The sequence below is a fragment of the Streptomyces sp. NPDC032161 genome (genome assembly GCF_040636995.1).
Taxonomy (GTDB): Bacteria; Actinomycetota; Actinomycetes; order Streptomycetales; family Streptomycetaceae; genus Streptomyces.
In genome coordinates this window covers 17,496-32,744 of record NZ_JBEZVN010000048.1, presented here as the reverse complement: position 1 = coordinate 32,744, position 15,249 = coordinate 17,496, and the positions used below count along the sequence as shown (strand labels likewise).

The 15,249-nt window shown below is 70.2% G+C and carries 14 protein-coding genes and 2 pseudogenes; 11 read left to right on the top strand and 5 right to left on the bottom strand.

Annotation, left to right across the window (positions count from 1 at the left end):
* Window positions 1–95 precede the first annotated feature (95 nt).
* Window positions 96–662 (bottom strand): annotated as a pseudogene (locus tag AB0E67_RS33575) (TerD family protein); the annotation flags it as partial.
* 262 nt (window positions 663–924) lie between these two features.
* Window positions 925–1,242, bottom strand: coding sequence for a Sec-independent protein translocase subunit TatA (gene tatA / locus AB0E67_RS33570; protein ID WP_362034108.1), 318 nt, complete (start codon window positions 1,240–1,242; stop codon window positions 925–927).
* Window positions 1,243–1,380: 138 nt separating this feature from the next.
* Between tatA and AB0E67_RS33565 the strand changes: the two genes are divergently transcribed.
* On the top strand, window positions 1,381–2,910 hold the full coding sequence (locus AB0E67_RS33565; protein WP_362034105.1) for an LCP family protein: 1,530 nt from the start codon (window positions 1,381–1,383) through the stop codon (window positions 2,908–2,910).
* A gap of 149 nt (window positions 2,911–3,059) precedes the next feature.
* Here AB0E67_RS33565 and AB0E67_RS33560 read toward each other — a convergent pair whose 3' ends face one another.
* A complete protein-coding gene (locus tag AB0E67_RS33560) occupies window positions 3,060–3,446 on the bottom strand; it encodes a hypothetical protein (RefSeq protein WP_351623823.1) in 387 nt (128 codons plus the stop codon).
* 259 nt (window positions 3,447–3,705) lie between these two features.
* Between AB0E67_RS33560 and AB0E67_RS33555 the strand changes: the two genes are divergently transcribed.
* A complete protein-coding gene (locus AB0E67_RS33555; RefSeq protein ID WP_362034102.1) occupies window positions 3,706–4,878 on the top strand; it encodes an ADP-ribosylglycohydrolase family protein in 1,173 nt (390 codons plus the stop codon).
* Entirely contained in the window at window positions 4,878–6,308 is a 1,431-nt protein-coding gene (locus AB0E67_RS33550) for an ADP-ribosylglycohydrolase family protein (protein WP_362034099.1), read from the top strand. The genes AB0E67_RS33555 and AB0E67_RS33550 overlap by 1 nt, the downstream gene beginning before the upstream one ends.
* A gap of 229 nt (window positions 6,309–6,537) precedes the next feature.
* Here AB0E67_RS33550 and AB0E67_RS33545 read toward each other — a convergent pair whose 3' ends face one another.
* Window positions 6,538–7,350, bottom strand: a complete 813-nt coding sequence (locus AB0E67_RS33545) for a thioesterase family protein (RefSeq protein ID WP_362034096.1) — start codon at window positions 7,348–7,350, stop codon at window positions 6,538–6,540.
* A 107-nt stretch (window positions 7,351–7,457) separates the two neighbouring features.
* Here AB0E67_RS33545 and AB0E67_RS33540 point away from each other — a divergent pair, with 107 nt between their 5' ends.
* Window positions 7,458–7,823 carry a DUF4440 domain-containing protein gene (locus AB0E67_RS33540; protein WP_362034094.1) on the top strand — a complete coding sequence of 122 codons (366 nt, stop codon included), beginning with the start codon at window positions 7,458–7,460 and terminating at the stop codon, window positions 7,821–7,823.
* 130 nt (window positions 7,824–7,953) lie between these two features.
* Window positions 7,954–8,349, top strand: coding sequence for a VOC family protein (locus tag AB0E67_RS33535; protein ID WP_362034091.1), 396 nt, complete (start codon window positions 7,954–7,956; stop codon window positions 8,347–8,349).
* Here the strand turns inward: AB0E67_RS33535 and AB0E67_RS33530 are convergent.
* A pseudogene (locus AB0E67_RS33530) lies at window positions 8,346–8,594 on the bottom strand (IS982 family transposase); the annotation flags it as partial. The gene AB0E67_RS33535 and the pseudogene AB0E67_RS33530 overlap by 4 nt on opposite strands.
* Before the next feature lie 437 nt (window positions 8,595–9,031).
* Here AB0E67_RS33530 and AB0E67_RS33525 point away from each other — a divergent pair.
* The 6 genes from AB0E67_RS33525 (at window position 9,032) to AB0E67_RS33500 (ending at window position 15,190) form a co-directional block, all read left to right on the top strand.
* Window positions 9,032–10,246, top strand: a complete 1,215-nt coding sequence (locus AB0E67_RS33525; protein WP_362034088.1) for an FAD-dependent monooxygenase — start codon at window positions 9,032–9,034, stop codon at window positions 10,244–10,246.
* A 29-nt stretch (window positions 10,247–10,275) separates the two neighbouring features.
* On the top strand, window positions 10,276–11,313 hold the full coding sequence (locus AB0E67_RS33520; RefSeq protein ID WP_362034085.1) for a cupin domain-containing protein: 1,038 nt from the start codon (window positions 10,276–10,278) through the stop codon (window positions 11,311–11,313).
* Window positions 11,314–11,347: 34 nt separating this feature from the next.
* Entirely contained in the window at window positions 11,348–12,217 is an 870-nt protein-coding gene (locus AB0E67_RS33515) for a fumarylacetoacetate hydrolase family protein (RefSeq protein WP_362034082.1), read from the top strand.
* A gap of 104 nt (window positions 12,218–12,321) precedes the next feature.
* Entirely contained in the window at window positions 12,322–12,771 is a 450-nt protein-coding gene (locus AB0E67_RS33510; protein WP_362034079.1) for a MarR family transcriptional regulator, read from the top strand.
* Window positions 12,772–12,815: 44 nt separating this feature from the next.
* On the top strand, window positions 12,816–13,631 hold the full coding sequence (locus tag AB0E67_RS33505) for an IclR family transcriptional regulator (RefSeq protein WP_362034077.1): 816 nt from the start codon (window positions 12,816–12,818) through the stop codon (window positions 13,629–13,631).
* A gap of 209 nt (window positions 13,632–13,840) precedes the next feature.
* Complete coding sequence (locus AB0E67_RS33500; protein ID WP_362034075.1) at window positions 13,841–15,190, top strand: MFS transporter; 1,350 nt, start codon at window positions 13,841–13,843, stop codon at window positions 15,188–15,190.
* The last annotated feature ends 59 nt before the right edge of the window (window positions 15,191–15,249 follow it).

Below are 15,249 nucleotides of genomic sequence, written 5' to 3'. Positions count from 1 at the left end.
AGGCCCGCACCCGGTGGCGCGGATACCCCCTGTACAGCACCTCCGAGGAACTCCTCGAATCGCTGGTGGAAAGCCTCGCCGCGCTTCTGCGGTGCCACGCCGTAGTCGACCGCGATACCGGCCAGGCCGGACGCGTACCCCTGCCCGATGGCCCGGAACTTCCATTCCCCACCCCTGCGGTACAGGGCACCGAAGACCATCGCCGTCTCACCGGCGGCGTCGTAGGAGAGTTCGTAGCGGCACATCTCACGACCGGTGAGGTTGTCGACCACACGGATGTAGGCGTCCTCGACCTGTCCGAAATTCTGCCCGCGGTTCTGCGCGTCGTGGATGGAGACGATGAAGACGATCTGTCCGGTGCTCTCGTCGAGCCGGTCGAGGTCCACGAGAATCTGCTCGTCGTCGCCCTCGCCCTCGCCGGTCGTGTTGTCGCCGGTGTGCCGCACCGCCCCGCCCGGGCCGACGAGATTGTTGTAGAAGACGAAGTGCTGGTCGGAGACGGCCTTCTGGTCCGGTCCGCAGATGATCGCGGACGCGTCGAGATCGAAGTCCGCGCCGCCGGCCGGACGCGCGTCCCAGCCCAGGCCGACGGTGACATCGGCGAGCGGCGTGCCGTCCTGGTTCAGGACGACGTTCTGACCCTTGGCGAGACTGACGCCCAACACTTCTGCTCTCCTTCGAGGCGCGCCGACGATGTGTCCGCCGGAGCGCCGGGGCTCCGCCGGGTGCGTGTCGGACACACCATAGTTCAAAAGTTACGCAATTTTTGAAACGCCTGTGCGGCGAGGGCGCGCCCACGATCACCACACCCCGGCTCCGTACGGGAGTGCCCCGGACGGGGACCCCTCGGATCACAGCTCCCCCGGCGCGGACCCCGCACGGGCGTCGACACACACGCGCCGGCGGGGCCGGACGCCGCGCACATCAACGGGGCTCGGTGGCGTTCTCCACGACCGGACGCGCCGAGGCGGCGTCGCCCGGGGCCGAGCGGATGGTCCGGGACGCGGGCCCCCCGGCAGCGCCCGCCCCGTCCGGAGCCGGCGTGCCCGCCGCGTCCCCGGCCGCGGACGGGGCGGGCGAGGGCGCGTCCTCCTCCTTCATGGCCCTGGTCTCGCTCTTCAGAATGCGCAGCGACTTGCCGAGCGCCCGCGCACTGTCCGGCAGCTTCTTCGACCCGAACACAATGATGATCACAAGCACCACGATCAGCAGATGCCAGGGCTCCAACGCGTTGCGGAACACTCCGCCACCCCACTCTCTTCCCGATGACCCACGTGAGGAGCCATCCATCGGACACGCTTGCTACATTGCGCAACTGTACAACCATTGAGGCGGGGTCAGTCGCCCCCTTCCTGTGGCCGGAACCGATGGGGTGGACGCATGACAGACAGCCGCCAGGCTTCCCGGCGCCGTGCGCGCGCAGCGGCGGTGCGCGGCCGACGACGCAGGCGGAGCAAGGGCCGCACGGCCCTCGCCGCCGCCGTCTCCCTGCTCGTACTGGGAGCGGCCGGTGCCGGGTGGGTCTACACGCGGCTCAACGGCAACATCAGCACCTTCAGCGCGGACGGTGTGTCCGGCGACCGGCCGCCGGCCTCCACCAAGGGGTCGAACGTCCTGGTGATCGGCTCGGACGCCCGGACCGGCGGCAACATCGCACTGGGCGGCGGGGACGCGGACGACATCGGCCGGTCCGACACCGCGTTCCTGCTGCACACGTATGCGAATCAGAAGCACGCCGTCGCCGTCTCGATCCCCCGTGACACCCTGGTCGACATCCCGCCCTGCAAACTGCCGGACGGCTCCTGGTCCGCCCCGCAGTCCGGCGTCATGTTCAACGCGGCCTATTCGGTGGGCGAGACGCCCGAGGGCAACCCCGCCTGCACCCAGAACACCGTGGAGAAACTCACCGGGCTGCGCGTCGATCACACCGTCGTCGTCGACTTCAAGGGCTTCGCGGCGATGACGGAGGCCGTGGGCGGTGTCCAGGTCTGCCTGCCGCAGGACGTCTACCAGCGCGACCTCAACCCCCATCGCCCCACCCGCGGCAAACGGATCTTCACCAAGGGACCGCAGACGGTCTCCGGTCAGCGGGCGCTCGACTACGTACGCATCCGGCACGGCATCGGGGACGGCTCCGACATAGGTCGCATAAAGCGCCAACAAGCCTTTGTGGCCAGTCTGTTGAAACAGATCAAGAGCGATGGACTGACCCCGTCCAAACTGCTGCCGCTCGCGGACGCGGCCACCAAATCGATGACCGTCGACCCCGGGCTCGGCACCGCCGACAAACTCGTCGCCTTCGCGATGTCGATGAAGGACATCGATCTCCACAACACCAAGTTCGTGACCGTGCCCTGGAAGTACCAGGGGGCGCGCGTGGCGATCGTCCACCCGGACGCGGACGCCCTGTGGGCGGCGCTGCGGGCCGACCGCACCCTCGACGGCCAGGACGCCGGCGGGAGCGGGAAGAACGGATCGGCCGCCTCGTCGTCGCCGGGCGCCGAAGCACCCGCCTCCCGCGCCGATACGCCCGTTTCCGGCGCCGGTGTCTCGGTGGCCGTGCACAACGGCACCACCGTGACCGGCCTCGCCGCCCGTGCCGCCGAGCTGCTCAAGGAACACGGTTTCACCGTCACCGAGGCCACGACCGCCACCGTCCGCGACCAGGCGACGACGGTGATCGAGTACGGCCCCGGTCAGGAGGAACAGGCCGGAAAGGCGGCCCGGGTCTTCCCCGGCGCGCGACTCGCCCCGGTGACGGCGCCGGGCATCACCGTCCTGCTCGGCCGCACCTACGCGGACGAGCCGGAAGCCCCTGCCTCACCGCCGCCGGCGCACGTCCCCGCCCGGGTCTCCGAGGACGTCCGCTCCGCCGACGACAACCCCTGTTCCGACCTCTCGTACGGCTGACCGGCCGTCAGCGGGCGGGCCCGGTAAGGGACGGCCGGCCCCCGGCACGGGGAAGCCGCACGCCGGTACGGGACAGCCGGACCCCGGCACGAGGACGTCGCACGCCGTACGGGACAGCCGGACCCCCGGGGCGGGAAGGGCCCACCCGGTCACGGCCGCGCATGGCCGCCAGGGGAGTCGGCCGTGAGGATCACCCGGTGCGGCTCCCCGGTGGTGTTCATGCTGAACTCCTCCACGATCGCGTGCGCCGCCCGCTCCGCCGTCTCGCCCGGCAGCCGCCCGTACTCGTACACCCGTGAGATCAGGAGCCCGGCGGCCAGCACGTCATCGGGGACGCCGCGGCTCCACATGTCGGCCGCCCTGGCGTAGGTGGCGGCGATCGGTCCCGGCCGTTCCGCCAGGGCCAGCAGGGACGTGTGCACCGTCCGGCGCGCCTCGCCGTACGTCAGCCCACCCGTTCCGATGGCCGCCTCGCCGTAACCGGCCCGGTCCCGGGTCGGCGGGTGGAGTGTGATCTGCATCCAGTTCCAGGGCATGGCCGAAAGCGTAGAAGCAACCGGCGCTCCGCACGGGCCCGATCACCCGCCCGAGTGATTGTTCCGTACCGGGCCGTGACCGGGGCGTCGTCATCCGCGACCACCCGGCCGACAACCGCGACCGTAGCCCTCGACCGCCGTCGACGCCGACGCAGGGCATGGGCCCGGAGACGACCGGAACCGAGAACGACCCGACGCACGCTCCGGCGTCCTCCAGGCCCTCCTCGAAGCCCTCCCCCACGCCCGGAAGGAACCCGGTATGACCACCCGGACCGATATCGAACAAACCGTCACGACCTTGGAAGAGCGCACTCTCGGGAGCCTCGTCGGTGCCGCCGTGGGCGACGCGCTCGGCGGCGCGGTCGAGGGCTGGGCCCCCGAGGCCATCGTCGAACGGCACGGCGGCCGGGTGCGCGGCATCGTGGAACCGTTCCACAAGGACGAGTGGCGGACCGCTCGCCCCCTCGCGCCGTTCCACAAGGGCGACGGCCATGTCACCGACGACACGCTGATGACGCACGCCCTGATCCGCGTCTACGAGAAGGTCCGCGACCACCTCGACGCCTACGCCGTCGCCGACCACCTGGTCCCCGACCTGATCGGCCACACCCGCTGGATCCCGGAGCTGGAGGCGGAGGCGCTGCCGCTCCAGCGGATCTTCCTCGCGGAGAAGTGGATCGTCGCACGCATCCACTACGGGCACGTCGATCCGCGCGAGGCGGGCGTCGGCAACATCGTCAACTGTGGTGCGGCGATGTACATGGCGCCCGTCGGCGTGGTCGACGCGGGCAACCCGCTCGCCGCGTACCAGGAGGCGCTGGACGTGGCGGGGGCGCACCAGTCGTCCTACGGGCGCGAGGCGGCGGGGGTCCTCGCGGCCGCGGTGGCCGCCGCGTTCAAGCCGGACGCCACCCCCGTCTCCGTCGTCGAGGACGCCCTCGGACTGGCGAAGGACGGCACGAGGGAGGCCATCGAGGCGGTGTGCGAAGTCGCCGTCCGGTACGACGACTTCGAGGATGCCCTGGTACCGCTGAGGCAGGCGGTGGCCCCCTTCGACACGGTCGGTCCGGAGTACCGCAGGCCGTCGCTGGGGGCCCGTCGCCCCTCGCGGCTGCACTCCATCGAGGAACTCCCCGTCGCCCTGGGGATGGTGCTGGTGGGCGGCGGCGACTTCCGGCACACGGTGCTCGGATCGGTCAACTACGGCCGCGACTGCGATTCGATCGCCACGATGAGCGGTGCGATCGTCGGCGCCCTGTGCGGTGAACAGGCGGTGCCCCGTGAATGGAGCACCGAGGTCGCCCGGGCCAGCCGACTGGATCTGCGCGCCCCCGCGGCGTCCCTGGCCCGGGTCGCCCGCGAGGTGCACGCGCTCGACCTGGAACGGCGCCGCGCCCACGAGGCGGCCTTCTCGGCGATCACGGGGTCCTGATGCTGCGTCTGACCTGGGTCCAGCCCGAGGACTTGATCGGGCACGAGTTGCGCCAGGCCGCGCAGGACGGCCGGGACGCGACCGGGATCGCACGCCGCTGGTTCGCGGCGGGCGGACGTCCGGCGCCCGACCGGGACGGCGCCTCCGCCCGGCCCGTCGCACCCGGAATGCGGTCGCTCGCCGAGGAATTGCTCGATGAACTGGCACGGCTTCCGACCCCCCTGGCAGCGGCGGAACCCGTACCCGGCCCGCTGCCCACCGTCCCCCCGGGCCCGGACGCGTCGCGGCGTACGGAACCGGCCCCGCGCGGGGAGACCGGCACACGCGGGGCCGTCGTCGCACGCACGGAGCTCGACCGGCTGCATGCGGCCTGGCTGGGCAGGGCGGTCGGCTGCCTGCTGGGCAAACCCGTGGAGAAGATCCCGCTTCCCGGCATCCGCGCCATCGGCAGGTCAACCGGCAACTGGCCCCTGCGCACCTGGTTCACCGAGCGGGGCCTTGATCCGCGGATCGCGGCGGCCCATCCGTGGAACCGCAGGTCCCGCCCCACCTCCCTGGCCGAGAACATCGACGGCATGCCGGAGGACGACGACCTCAACTACCCGCTTCTCAACCTCCTGCTGCTGCGGCGTCACGGCCACGGCTTCAGCACGGACGACGTGGCGCGCCTGTGGCTGGAGGAACTGCCCGCCGCTCGCACGTTCACCGCGGAACGCGTCGCCTACCGCAACCTGCTGGCCGGGCTGGAGCCCCCGCTGACGGCCACGTACCGCAATCCGTTCCGCGAGTGGATCGGCGCGCAGATCAGGGCAGACGTCTTCGGCTGGACGAACCCGGGCGACCCCGCGCGGGCCGCCGAACTCGCCCGCAGGGACGCGATGCTGTCGCACACGGCGAACGGTGTCTACGGCGAGATGTTCGTGGCGGCGGCCGTCGCGCACGCGGCCGGGCCCGGCCCCACCACGGTCCACGACACGCTCACCGCCGCCCTGGCCCGCATCCCGCCGAACTCCCGTTACGCACAGGCGATCCGCTTCGGCATCGAGACCGCGCGGGCCGAACCCACCGGCACCCCGGCCGGCTTCGATCGGGTCGTCGACACACTGCACGCCCGCTACGCCCCCGACCACCACTGGGTGCACGTGCTGCCGAACGCGGCCCTGCTGGCAGCCGCTCTCACCCACGCGGACGGGAACTTCGCGGGTGCCGTCTGCCGTGCCGTGTCCGGCGGCTGGGACACGGACTCCAACGGCGCCACGGCCGGTTCGATCACCGGCCTGCTGGCGGGCGGCCCGGACGCACTCGGCGAACACTGGACCGTCCCGCTGAAGAACCGCCTCGCCACCGGCATCGGCGACTTCGACGGCATCGGCTTCGACGAGCTTGCCCGACTCACCCTGGAGGCCCGGGAATCCGAAAGGAGGGCCTGAGAACGCCCACGAGATGATCTACGAAGGGGCCGGGTCGCTTCGGGCTCGAACACGCGGCCTTCTGGCAGCGACCCGACCACCGCACTCTTCATCGGGTCGGCAACGTCCCTTGCGGGAATCCCGACGACGCCTGCGGCACCTCGTGGCGGAGGCCACTCCTCACGAGGGCTCCCTCCCGTAGCCCGTGGACGGGCCGCCGAGAGGGAACCCTCCTCGCGCGTCACATCCCTCAGGGGGTTTCCAACGGCCTCACGGTGAGTATCTGCTGGGCCTGTCCGACGGGTCCGTGGACGTCGTGGAGGACGGTACTGGTGAGGCCGTGCCCCTCCGCGCCGAAGACGACGGAGGTGTCCAGACCGACCCAGCCGCCCCGTGGTTGGCGATGCAGATGAATGGTCAGGTCGACGTTCGGGAACATCCACTTCCCGGGCGGCTGACGTACCGCGACGCCATTGGCGGTGTCGACGAGGCCCACGTAGGACGCCAGCGGACTCGCCTCCTCACCGGTCACGAGGGGCCTGCCGGTCGACACCCAGGTCCTGGCCCGACCGGGCTGCGGCGGGTCGACGGCCCGCACGTCGAGCGACGCGATGAACCCTCCGGGCCAGACCGAGGCCATCGGCCACGGCTCCACCCCGTCGGGATGGGGCAGCGCCTCGGCCTCGCCCCCGGCGACGGAGGCGGTGTCGCCCGCCGCGAGCAGCCAGGCGCGGGCGCGCACCGTGGACCGCCCCGCGATGACCACGGTGGCCTCCACCAGCTCGATGGTGCGGCCGGGGCGGATCGTCTCGACATGGATCTCGGTGTCGTCGACGGCGATGCGGCCGAGGATGTCGTAGCTGACGCGGCTCAGGTGCGGTTCCGGCCCCGTACGACCGCGGGCGGCCAGAAAGCGCTCGATGGCATGGACGACCAGCCCGCCGAGCGGACTGAAGTGCTGCTCGTCCGACTGCCAGGCGCCACCGGCGTGCACGGTGGGCCGGTAGGTCCGTTCGTCGATGCGCTCGAAGTAGCCGGCCGGGGGAACGTCCGAGGGGTGCAACTGGCCTCCTGCGTCCGGTGACGGATGATCACTTGCAGGGTACGACCACGTCGTCCGGCCGAGAAAAGGGAGGGTGCCGAAGGGGCGACGGCCCCTAGGGTTTCCGCATGACGGATGAGAATGAGCGGTTCGTTCAAGCGGCCATCGACGGGGAACTGCGGCTTCTCGACCCTGCGGTACGCGCGGTCCCCGACCGTGTCCTGGAGCTTCTGGACCCGGAGTTCACCGAGTTCGGCGCTTCGGGACGGCGATGGGACGTCGAGTCGATCCTCGCGGTCACCAGTGGCGACACCGTGTCCCCGGATTCCCCTGTCGAGGTCAGCGAAATGTCGGGAGTGGTCCTTGCCCCGGGCATCGTCCACCTGACGTACTTCGCCGACAACCAGGACCGACGGGCACGACGAAGCTCCCTCTGGCGCCTGACGGAGACGGGCTGGCGGATGTACTTCCACCAAGGGACCCTCGTCGACTGAACAGGAAAGCCTCGTCGGCTGAACGCGGCCGACGCCTTCCAAGGGTTGGTGGTCGTAGCGCTCCCGGACCTACCGGACGGGCGGCGCGGCCCCGTAGGCTGAGCCCACGTCCGCAGTGCCTGGGGGAGCAATGACCAGTAGGTTCACCGAGTTGGTGGTCGACTGCCACGACCCGGAGCGGCTCGCGGCCTTCTGGTGCACGGTCCTGGGCTTCAAGGTGATCGACCGGAGCGAGGGCAAGGTCGAGATCGGCTCCTGGGCGCCGACCGTCGAGGAGGTCCGGGCCCGCCAGATGCCGCCCACCCTGCTGTTCATCCAGGTGCCCGAGGACAAGACGGTGAAGAACCGGCTCCACCTGGACGTCAGCCCGATCGACGGCAGTACTGACGACGAGGTGGCCAGGCTGCTCGGCCTTGGCGCCGCCAAGGTGGACGTGGGACAGGGCCCCGGCCGGAGCTGGGTGGTCATGACCGACCCGGAGGGCAACGAGTTCTGCGTCCTGCGCACCCTGGCACCGTCCAACTAAGCGATCTCTCCCAAGGGTTGGTGGCCATAGGCGGTCAGTGAGCGCAGGACGGGCTGTCCGCTCTGGTCGTTGTGCCACACAGCGGTGGTCAGCGTGACGATGCACAGCATGACGCGGGCGACGTCGGCGGGCGTGCGGTCGTGGTGCCGTTCCAGGTCGAGCTGACCCTTGAAGGTCTCGTTGACCGACTCGACGACCTGCCGCAGTGGTGCGAACAGCTTGGCTCCGGGCCGCTTCGGCTCGCCATGGCTCGCCGATCGCCAACGCAGACGTCAACGACGCGGTCTTCCTCTCGCACGCCTCTCTGTCGGCGCAGCAACACCGACGGCCCCACTGGTCACCCACAGTTCACCGTCCTGTCCGGGCGCGCCGAAATCGGCCGGACGGATCCGTCCGTACTCACCGAAGAACGACCGGGCCCACGACGCCCGCTGCTGGCCGGCCGCAGCCGACAGGCGTGCCGACGCGACGACGGCCGCAACGTAGCCGTCGATCGCCGACCCGGTACAGCGCCCGACCGACTGCTGCCTGCGCCTGCGCCTGCGCGAGCCAACCCATTGACCTGGGGGCAGCGCGATCCTAATATCATCCGCACACCAATGATTGGTGTACGGATTGATTGCGGCGCCTTGCATTTCCGCTACCTCGGTGCCCCTCCCCCGCGTCAGCTTTAGGAGCCCGTATGCCCACATCCCCTTCTCCCGCCCATCTCGTCGTCGTCGGCGGCGGCATCGGCGGCCTGGCCGCAGCTCTGGCCATCGCCCGCTCCGGCCGCGACGTCACACTCGTGGAGCGGGCACCCCGGTTCGGTGAGATCGGGGCCGGCCTCCAGCTCGCCCCGAACGCCTCGCTCGCCCTTGAAGAGCTGGGGGTTCTCACCACTGTCCAGCGCACCGCTGTCGCCCCGCCGCGCCTGGTGATGATGGACGCGATGTCAGGGGACCAGATCACCGCTCTCGATCTCCGCAGCGCCGACTACAAAGAGCGGTTCACACATCCCTACCTCGTCACGCACCGCACCGACCTGCATGCAGCCCTGCTGGCTGCCTGCCAGGAAGACCCCGCGATCGCACTTCGCACGGGACACACCGTCACCCGCGCCGACCAGGATTCCTCCGGCGTGCGGCTGCACTTCGCCGAGTCGTCGGAGGTATTGAGCGCCGACGCGGTCGTCGCCGCGGACGGACTCCACTCGGGACTGCGCCAGGCGCTGGTGGGCGACGGGGATCCGGTCTGCTCCCGGTACGTGGCCTTCCGAGGGGCGCTGCCCACCGAGAAGATGACCGGCCGGATGTCCCAGCACGCCGCCTCGGAAGCGGTGATGGTGTGGGCCGGTCCCCGTATGCACCTGGTGCAGTACCCGGTTCGCCGGGGAGAGCTGTACAACCAGGTCGCCGTCTTCGAGAGCGACCACTACACGCCGGACTCCGACGACTGGGGAACGGAGACCGAGCTCGAAGAGCGTTTCGGCAAGGCGTGCCAGGCCGTGCGCGACGCGCTGCCTCTGGTCTCCCGCGATCGACGCTGGCCGTTGTACGACCGGCTGCCGATCGAGACCTGGGTCCACGGCCGCATCGTGCTCCTCGGCGACGCCGCCCACCCCATGCTCCAGTACCTGGCTCAAGGGGCCTGTCAGGCGTTGGAGGACGCCGTCGCCCTGGGACGGTCACTCGCCCGGTTCCCCGACGCGGCCGAGGCGTTCACGGCGTACGCCGCACAGCGCCGGGAGCGTGCGGCACGGATTCAGACCAACGCGCGCCGCTTCGGTGAGATCTGCCACTTGGACGGTATGGGAGCGACGCTGCGCAATGTCCTGCTCTCGTCCCGCACGCCCGAGGACTTCGACGATGTCGCCTGGGTGTGGACTCCGGCCCCGGCTGCGGTCGCCGCCTCGTGAGCCCCGATCAGGATCACAGGGAGGATGTCATGAACGACGAGCTCGCCTACAAGGCACTGGAGGGCCTGGGGGCCGCCCCGCTGTGGCGGTTCTACGGGAACCTCTTCCCGGCCGAACCGCGCAGCCGTGCCGTGCCCTACCGGTGGAGCTGGCAGGAGCTACGGCCCCACCTGCTCCACTTCTCCAGGACGCTCTCTCTCGACGAGGCCGAACGGCGGGTTCTCATGCTCGTCAACCCTGGCCTGACCGATCCGCCGGCCACCGTCAACACGCTGTACGCGGGGCTCCAGATCATCCTTCCCGGAGAGACCGCGCAGGCCCACCGGCACACCTCCAACGCCTTCCGCCTCATCCTGGAGGGCAACGGTGCCTGGACGACGGTCAACGGTGAACGCGTCTTCATGTCCCCGGGCGACCTGCTGCTCACACCGGGCTGGCACTGGCACGACCACACCCACGAGGGCGACGCGCCGATGATCTGGCTGGACGCTCTCGACTACCCGCTCGTCAATGCGCTGGAGGCGGGGTTCTACGAGCAGTACCCACGGCGCCTGCAGCCGGTGACCCGTCCCGACGACGCGGGCAGCCGCCAGTTCCTGCACGGCAGGCTCACCCCGGCCTGGCTCTCCCAGGACGGGCCCAACTCCCCCGTCACCCGCTACACCTGGGAGGAAACCAGCCGCGCGCTGGATGCGATCGCCGACACGGCCGAGGGCAGCGACGTGGATGGCGTCGTCCTGGAGTACACCAACCCCTGGACGGGCGGCCCGGTGATGCCCACCATCGGCTGCCGCATCCAGCGACTGCGCCCGGGCTTCGACGGAGCCGGCCGCAAGCGGACGACATCGACCATTTTCAGCGTCGTACGCGGCGAAGGCTCCACGATCGTCGACGGGGTCCGCTTCGACTGGTCCGAGAACGACACGTTCGCCGTCCCCGGCTGGGCCTCCTACCGCCACCTCAACACCTCGTCCTCCCGCGACGCCGTTCTCTTCTCCTACAGCGACGAACCGGTCATGCGGTCGCTCGGCCTCTACCGCACCGAAAGCGCCGACCCCGGCGCCTGACCCCTCCACCTCGAACACCTCACAAGGAGTCCTCATGCGCCTGGCGCTTTTCAACAAGGGACGGCTCGGCCTCGTCGAAGGGGGCGAACTCGTCGACGTGACCGACCAGTTCGCCCCGTACGATCCCCACTCCCCTGCCGGGGCGCTCCAGCAGCACATCGAGATCACCGCCCGCGACGGCGCGGCTCCGCACGTCGACCTCACCGCATGTGCCCGCGTACCGCTCTCCGAAGCCACGCTCGAGGCTCCGTTGCCGCGCCCTGGCAAGATCGTCGGTGCGCCGGTCAACTACCTCGACCACAAGGCCGAGATGGCGTACACCACCTCGGTCGCCGACCTCGGCGTGTTCCTCAAGGCGAACTCCTCTGTCATCGGCCCTGGCCAGGACATCGTCCTGCCCTACTCCGACAAGCGCACCGACCAGGAGGGCGAGCTGGGTGTCGTCATCGGGCGCACCGCCTCCCACGTCAGCGTCGACGACGCACTCGATCACGTCTTCGGCTACACGTGCGTGCTGGACATCACGGTCCGTTCCGGCGAGGACCGCTCCACCCGGAAGTCGTTCGACACGTTCACCCCTATCGGCCCCTGGATCGTCACCGCAGACGAGATTCCCGACCCGGACTGCCTCGATCTGCGCTGCGACGTGGGGGGCACCACCCGTCAGCGGACCAACACGGCGCACCTGATCTTCGGTGTGCGGGAGCTGATCGCGTACACCTCGTCCGTGATGACGCTGTATCCCGGTGACGTGATCGCGACGGGCACTCCGGCCGGCGTCGGACCGCTCAGCCACGGAGACCGCGTCGTCGTGGAGATCGAGCGCGTCGGTCGCCTGGAGGTCGGTGTCGACGGCAGCAGGGCCACCCCCTACGAGGAGCGACCGGGCCGTCGGAACCACTGACCCGGCGGCGCGTGCCGCAGTGGTGCCGCCTGACCATAGACTCACGGGCGAGCCGCTCGCCCCCATCAGGCGGCACCACCCAGCAGCACGGCATACGGAGCATCGTGGCGCACGCACTCGACCTGGAGAACTACATCGGACATCTGATCCGGCGTGCGGAGCAGGTGCACACGGCGCTGTGGAGCCGACACGTCTCTCGCGGGATCACCTCCCAGCAGTTCTCCGTCCTCAACGCCCTGAGCCGCAAGCCCGGCATCGACCAGCGCACGCTCGCACACCTCACGTCCCTGGACCGTTCCACGGTCAACCTGATCGTCCGCCGTCTGACCGATCAGCAGTACGTCAGCCAGGTGCGGGACGAGGAAGATCGCCGACGCACCCTGCTGAGGCTGACCGACGAGGGAGCCGAACTGCTGCGCTCCCTGATCCCCCCCGCCGAAGAGATCAACGAACAGCTCCTGCAGTCCCTCCCCGCTGATCAGCGGTCTCTGGCCGTTGACATTCTCCGTCGCATCGCACTCATGGGCGATGATCTGAACACCGGCGAGCGGTAGCGCGCACCAGGGGCGGAGCCATCGACCGGAAGAGGAGTCCCGCTGTGCCCCACGAACACGCCACCGTCACCCCACCGCGGCACCGCCACAAGCGTCCCCATCCGGGCCCGGCAACCGGCACGGGCCCCGTCATCTGGCGTGCCCTGCAGATCCTCGGCGCCTTCTCCGCACAGCGCCCGCGCCTGACCCTGAGCGAACTGGCCCGCAAAGTGGACATGCCGGTCTCCACCGTGCACCGCATGCTGGGAGACCTTCTCGCCTGGGGCGCGCTGGAACGCGACGAGCAGGGTCACTATCGTGTCGGGCTCCGTCTGTGGGAGGTCGCCTCACTGGCGCCCCGCGGTCAGGGGCTGCGCGAGCGCGCTCTGCCCTACCTGGAGGATCTCTGCCAGATGACCCGCGAAAACGTACAACTGGCCGTACGGGAAGGTACGGACGTCGTTTTCGTCGAGCGCATCGGCGGCAGCAGAGCGGTTCCCACGCTGACGCGCGTCGGTGGACGTCTGGCCATCACGGCCACCGGGGCGGGACTGGTCCTGCTCGCCCACGCCCCCACCCCGGTGCAGGACGAAGCACTGGGCCGCCCCCTCTCCCGTCACACGCCCTTCACCCTGACGGACCCGACGCAGATCAGACGGGTCCTCGCGCAGGTACACGCTCGTGGTTACGCCGTGAGCGACCGCCAACTGTCACTCGACACGCTCTCGGTCGCGGCGCCGGTCGTGGGCGTCACCGGGGAGATCGACGCCGCGGTGTCCGTCGTCGTACGACATGGGTCCATGCCCACGGGGGCACTGGCAGACCTCGTCCGTACCAGTTGTCGCGCCATCTCGCGAGCACTCCACACATCCGTACCCTGACCGGCGCATGCCGGGACCATTCGTTTCCCGGCATGCGGAAACGGGCCTGGCCACCCCGCGCAGCGACTCGGAACATGTCTGCACCGACGGCTGAAAACAGACTGCCTCGCGTGTCGCTCTTCAGGACCTCGTCGGCTCCACCGCGGTCGACAACGGAGTGCTGCCATGTACATCTTCTACGTTCGCCCCGTCTCTCGGCGGGCCGCCCAATGAGCGCCGCATTGCGGGAGGCCCTGGACAAGGGGCCCATGAGCCGGTTCCAGTGGAGCGCGATCGCGGTCTGTGTGCTCCTCAACACGCTCGACGGATTCGACGTACTGGTCATGTCCTTCACCGGCAAGACCGTTTCCGGCGAGTGGCATCTCTCCCCCGGCATCCTCGGGATCCTCCTCAGCAGCGGACTGGCCGGAATGGCCCTGGGCGCGCTCCTCGTCGCCCCCAGGGCGGACCGGGTCGGCCGCCGGCCCGTCATCCTGGCCGGGCTGGCCGTGGCCGCCCTCGGCATGCTGCTCTCGTCGACCAGCCAGAACTGGCAGCAGCTGGGGGCGCTCCGGCTCGTGACGGGCGTGGGTATCGGCGCGGTCCTGGCCTGCAGCAACGTGATCGCCGGCGAGTTCGCCTCCCAGCGCTGGCGCGGCCTCGCGGTCAGCCTCAACTCGACGGGATACGCCGTCGGCGCCACGGTGGGCGGCCTCTCGTCCGTGGTCCTCATCGACCACTACGGCTGGCGATCGGTCTTCCTCACCGGCGGTCTGGCCACACTCGCGATCCTCCCGCTCGTCCACTGGTGCCTGCCCGAATCCATCGACTTCCTCGTCACCAGGAGGCCGGCGAACGCCTTGCAGAGGGTCAACTCCCTTGCGCGGCGTATGGGGCACGCCGAGCTCGACGCCCTTCCGGCCATCCCTGCGGGCGAAGACTCGCGGACCGGTTTCCGTGCCCTGCTCGTCCGCGGACTGCGAGGGCCGACCCTCGTGATGTGGGGTGCGTTCTTCCTGGTGATGGCCGCCTTCTACTTCGTCACCAGCTGGACCCCGACGCTTCTGGTGGAAGCCGGCATGTCCTCGAGCCAAGGGCTGACCGGCGGCACGCTGCTCAACCTGGGAGGAATCTTCGGAACGGCTCTCCTGGGTGTGCTGGCGGCACGGTACGCGCTGCTCAGCGTGCTGCGGAGTTACCTCTTCGCGGCCGGAGTCCTGATCGTCGCCTTCGCCGCCTCCACCAGCCTGCTGACCCTCGCCTTCTGCCTGGGCGCGGTCATCGGCGTCGCCGTCAGCGGATGCGTCGCGGGACTCTACGCCCTCACGCCGGGCGTGTACTCGACGAAACTGCGTGCGACCGGTGTCGGAGCGGCCATCGGCGTCGGGCGGGTCGGAGCCATCCTCGCGCCCACAGTCGCGGGGTGGTTGCTGGACGCCGGTTGGGCGCCGCGGTCCTTGTACGTCGCCACCGGCGCGGTCTTCGTCGCGGCGGGCCTGCTCCTGTTCGCCATGCGAGCAGGGCGGCCCACGCCCGAAGGGGCGAGCACGGCAAAACCCGCCCTGTCGTCCGGGTCGTAGGCCGCCCGTGATCGGTGCCGCCGTCCCTTCCGGACCGACCCGTCTCAAGACGAGGCCGG

Bases quoted from the DNA above. Each gene is read 5' to 3' on its own strand.
- AB0E67_RS33540 (WP_362034094.1), top strand. From the start codon at position 7,458: ATGACGGATGAGAATGAGCGGTTCGTTCAAGCGGCCATCGACGGGGAA.
- AB0E67_RS33565 (WP_362034105.1), top strand. From the start codon at position 1,381: ATGACAGACAGCCGCCAGGCTTCCCGGCGCCGTGCGCGCGCAGCGGCG.
- AB0E67_RS33535 (WP_362034091.1), top strand. From the start codon at position 7,954: ATGACCAGTAGGTTCACCGAGTTGGTGGTCGACTGCCACGACCCGGAG.
- AB0E67_RS33555 (WP_362034102.1), top strand. From the start codon at position 3,706: ATGACCACCCGGACCGATATCGAACAAACCGTCACGACCTTGGAAGAG.
- AB0E67_RS33560 (WP_351623823.1), bottom strand. From the start codon at position 3,446: ATGCCCTGGAACTGGATGCAGATCACACTCCACCCGCCGACCCGGGAC.
- AB0E67_RS33500 (WP_362034075.1), top strand. From the start codon at position 13,841: ATGAGCGCCGCATTGCGGGAGGCCCTGGACAAGGGGCCCATGAGCCGG.
- AB0E67_RS33525 (WP_362034088.1), top strand. From the start codon at position 9,032: ATGCCCACATCCCCTTCTCCCGCCCATCTCGTCGTCGTCGGCGGCGGC.
- AB0E67_RS33550 (WP_362034099.1), top strand. From the start codon at position 4,878: ATGCTGCGTCTGACCTGGGTCCAGCCCGAGGACTTGATCGGGCACGAG.
- AB0E67_RS33515 (WP_362034082.1), top strand. From the start codon at position 11,348: ATGCGCCTGGCGCTTTTCAACAAGGGACGGCTCGGCCTCGTCGAAGGG.
- AB0E67_RS33520 (WP_362034085.1), top strand. From the start codon at position 10,276: ATGAACGACGAGCTCGCCTACAAGGCACTGGAGGGCCTGGGGGCCGCC.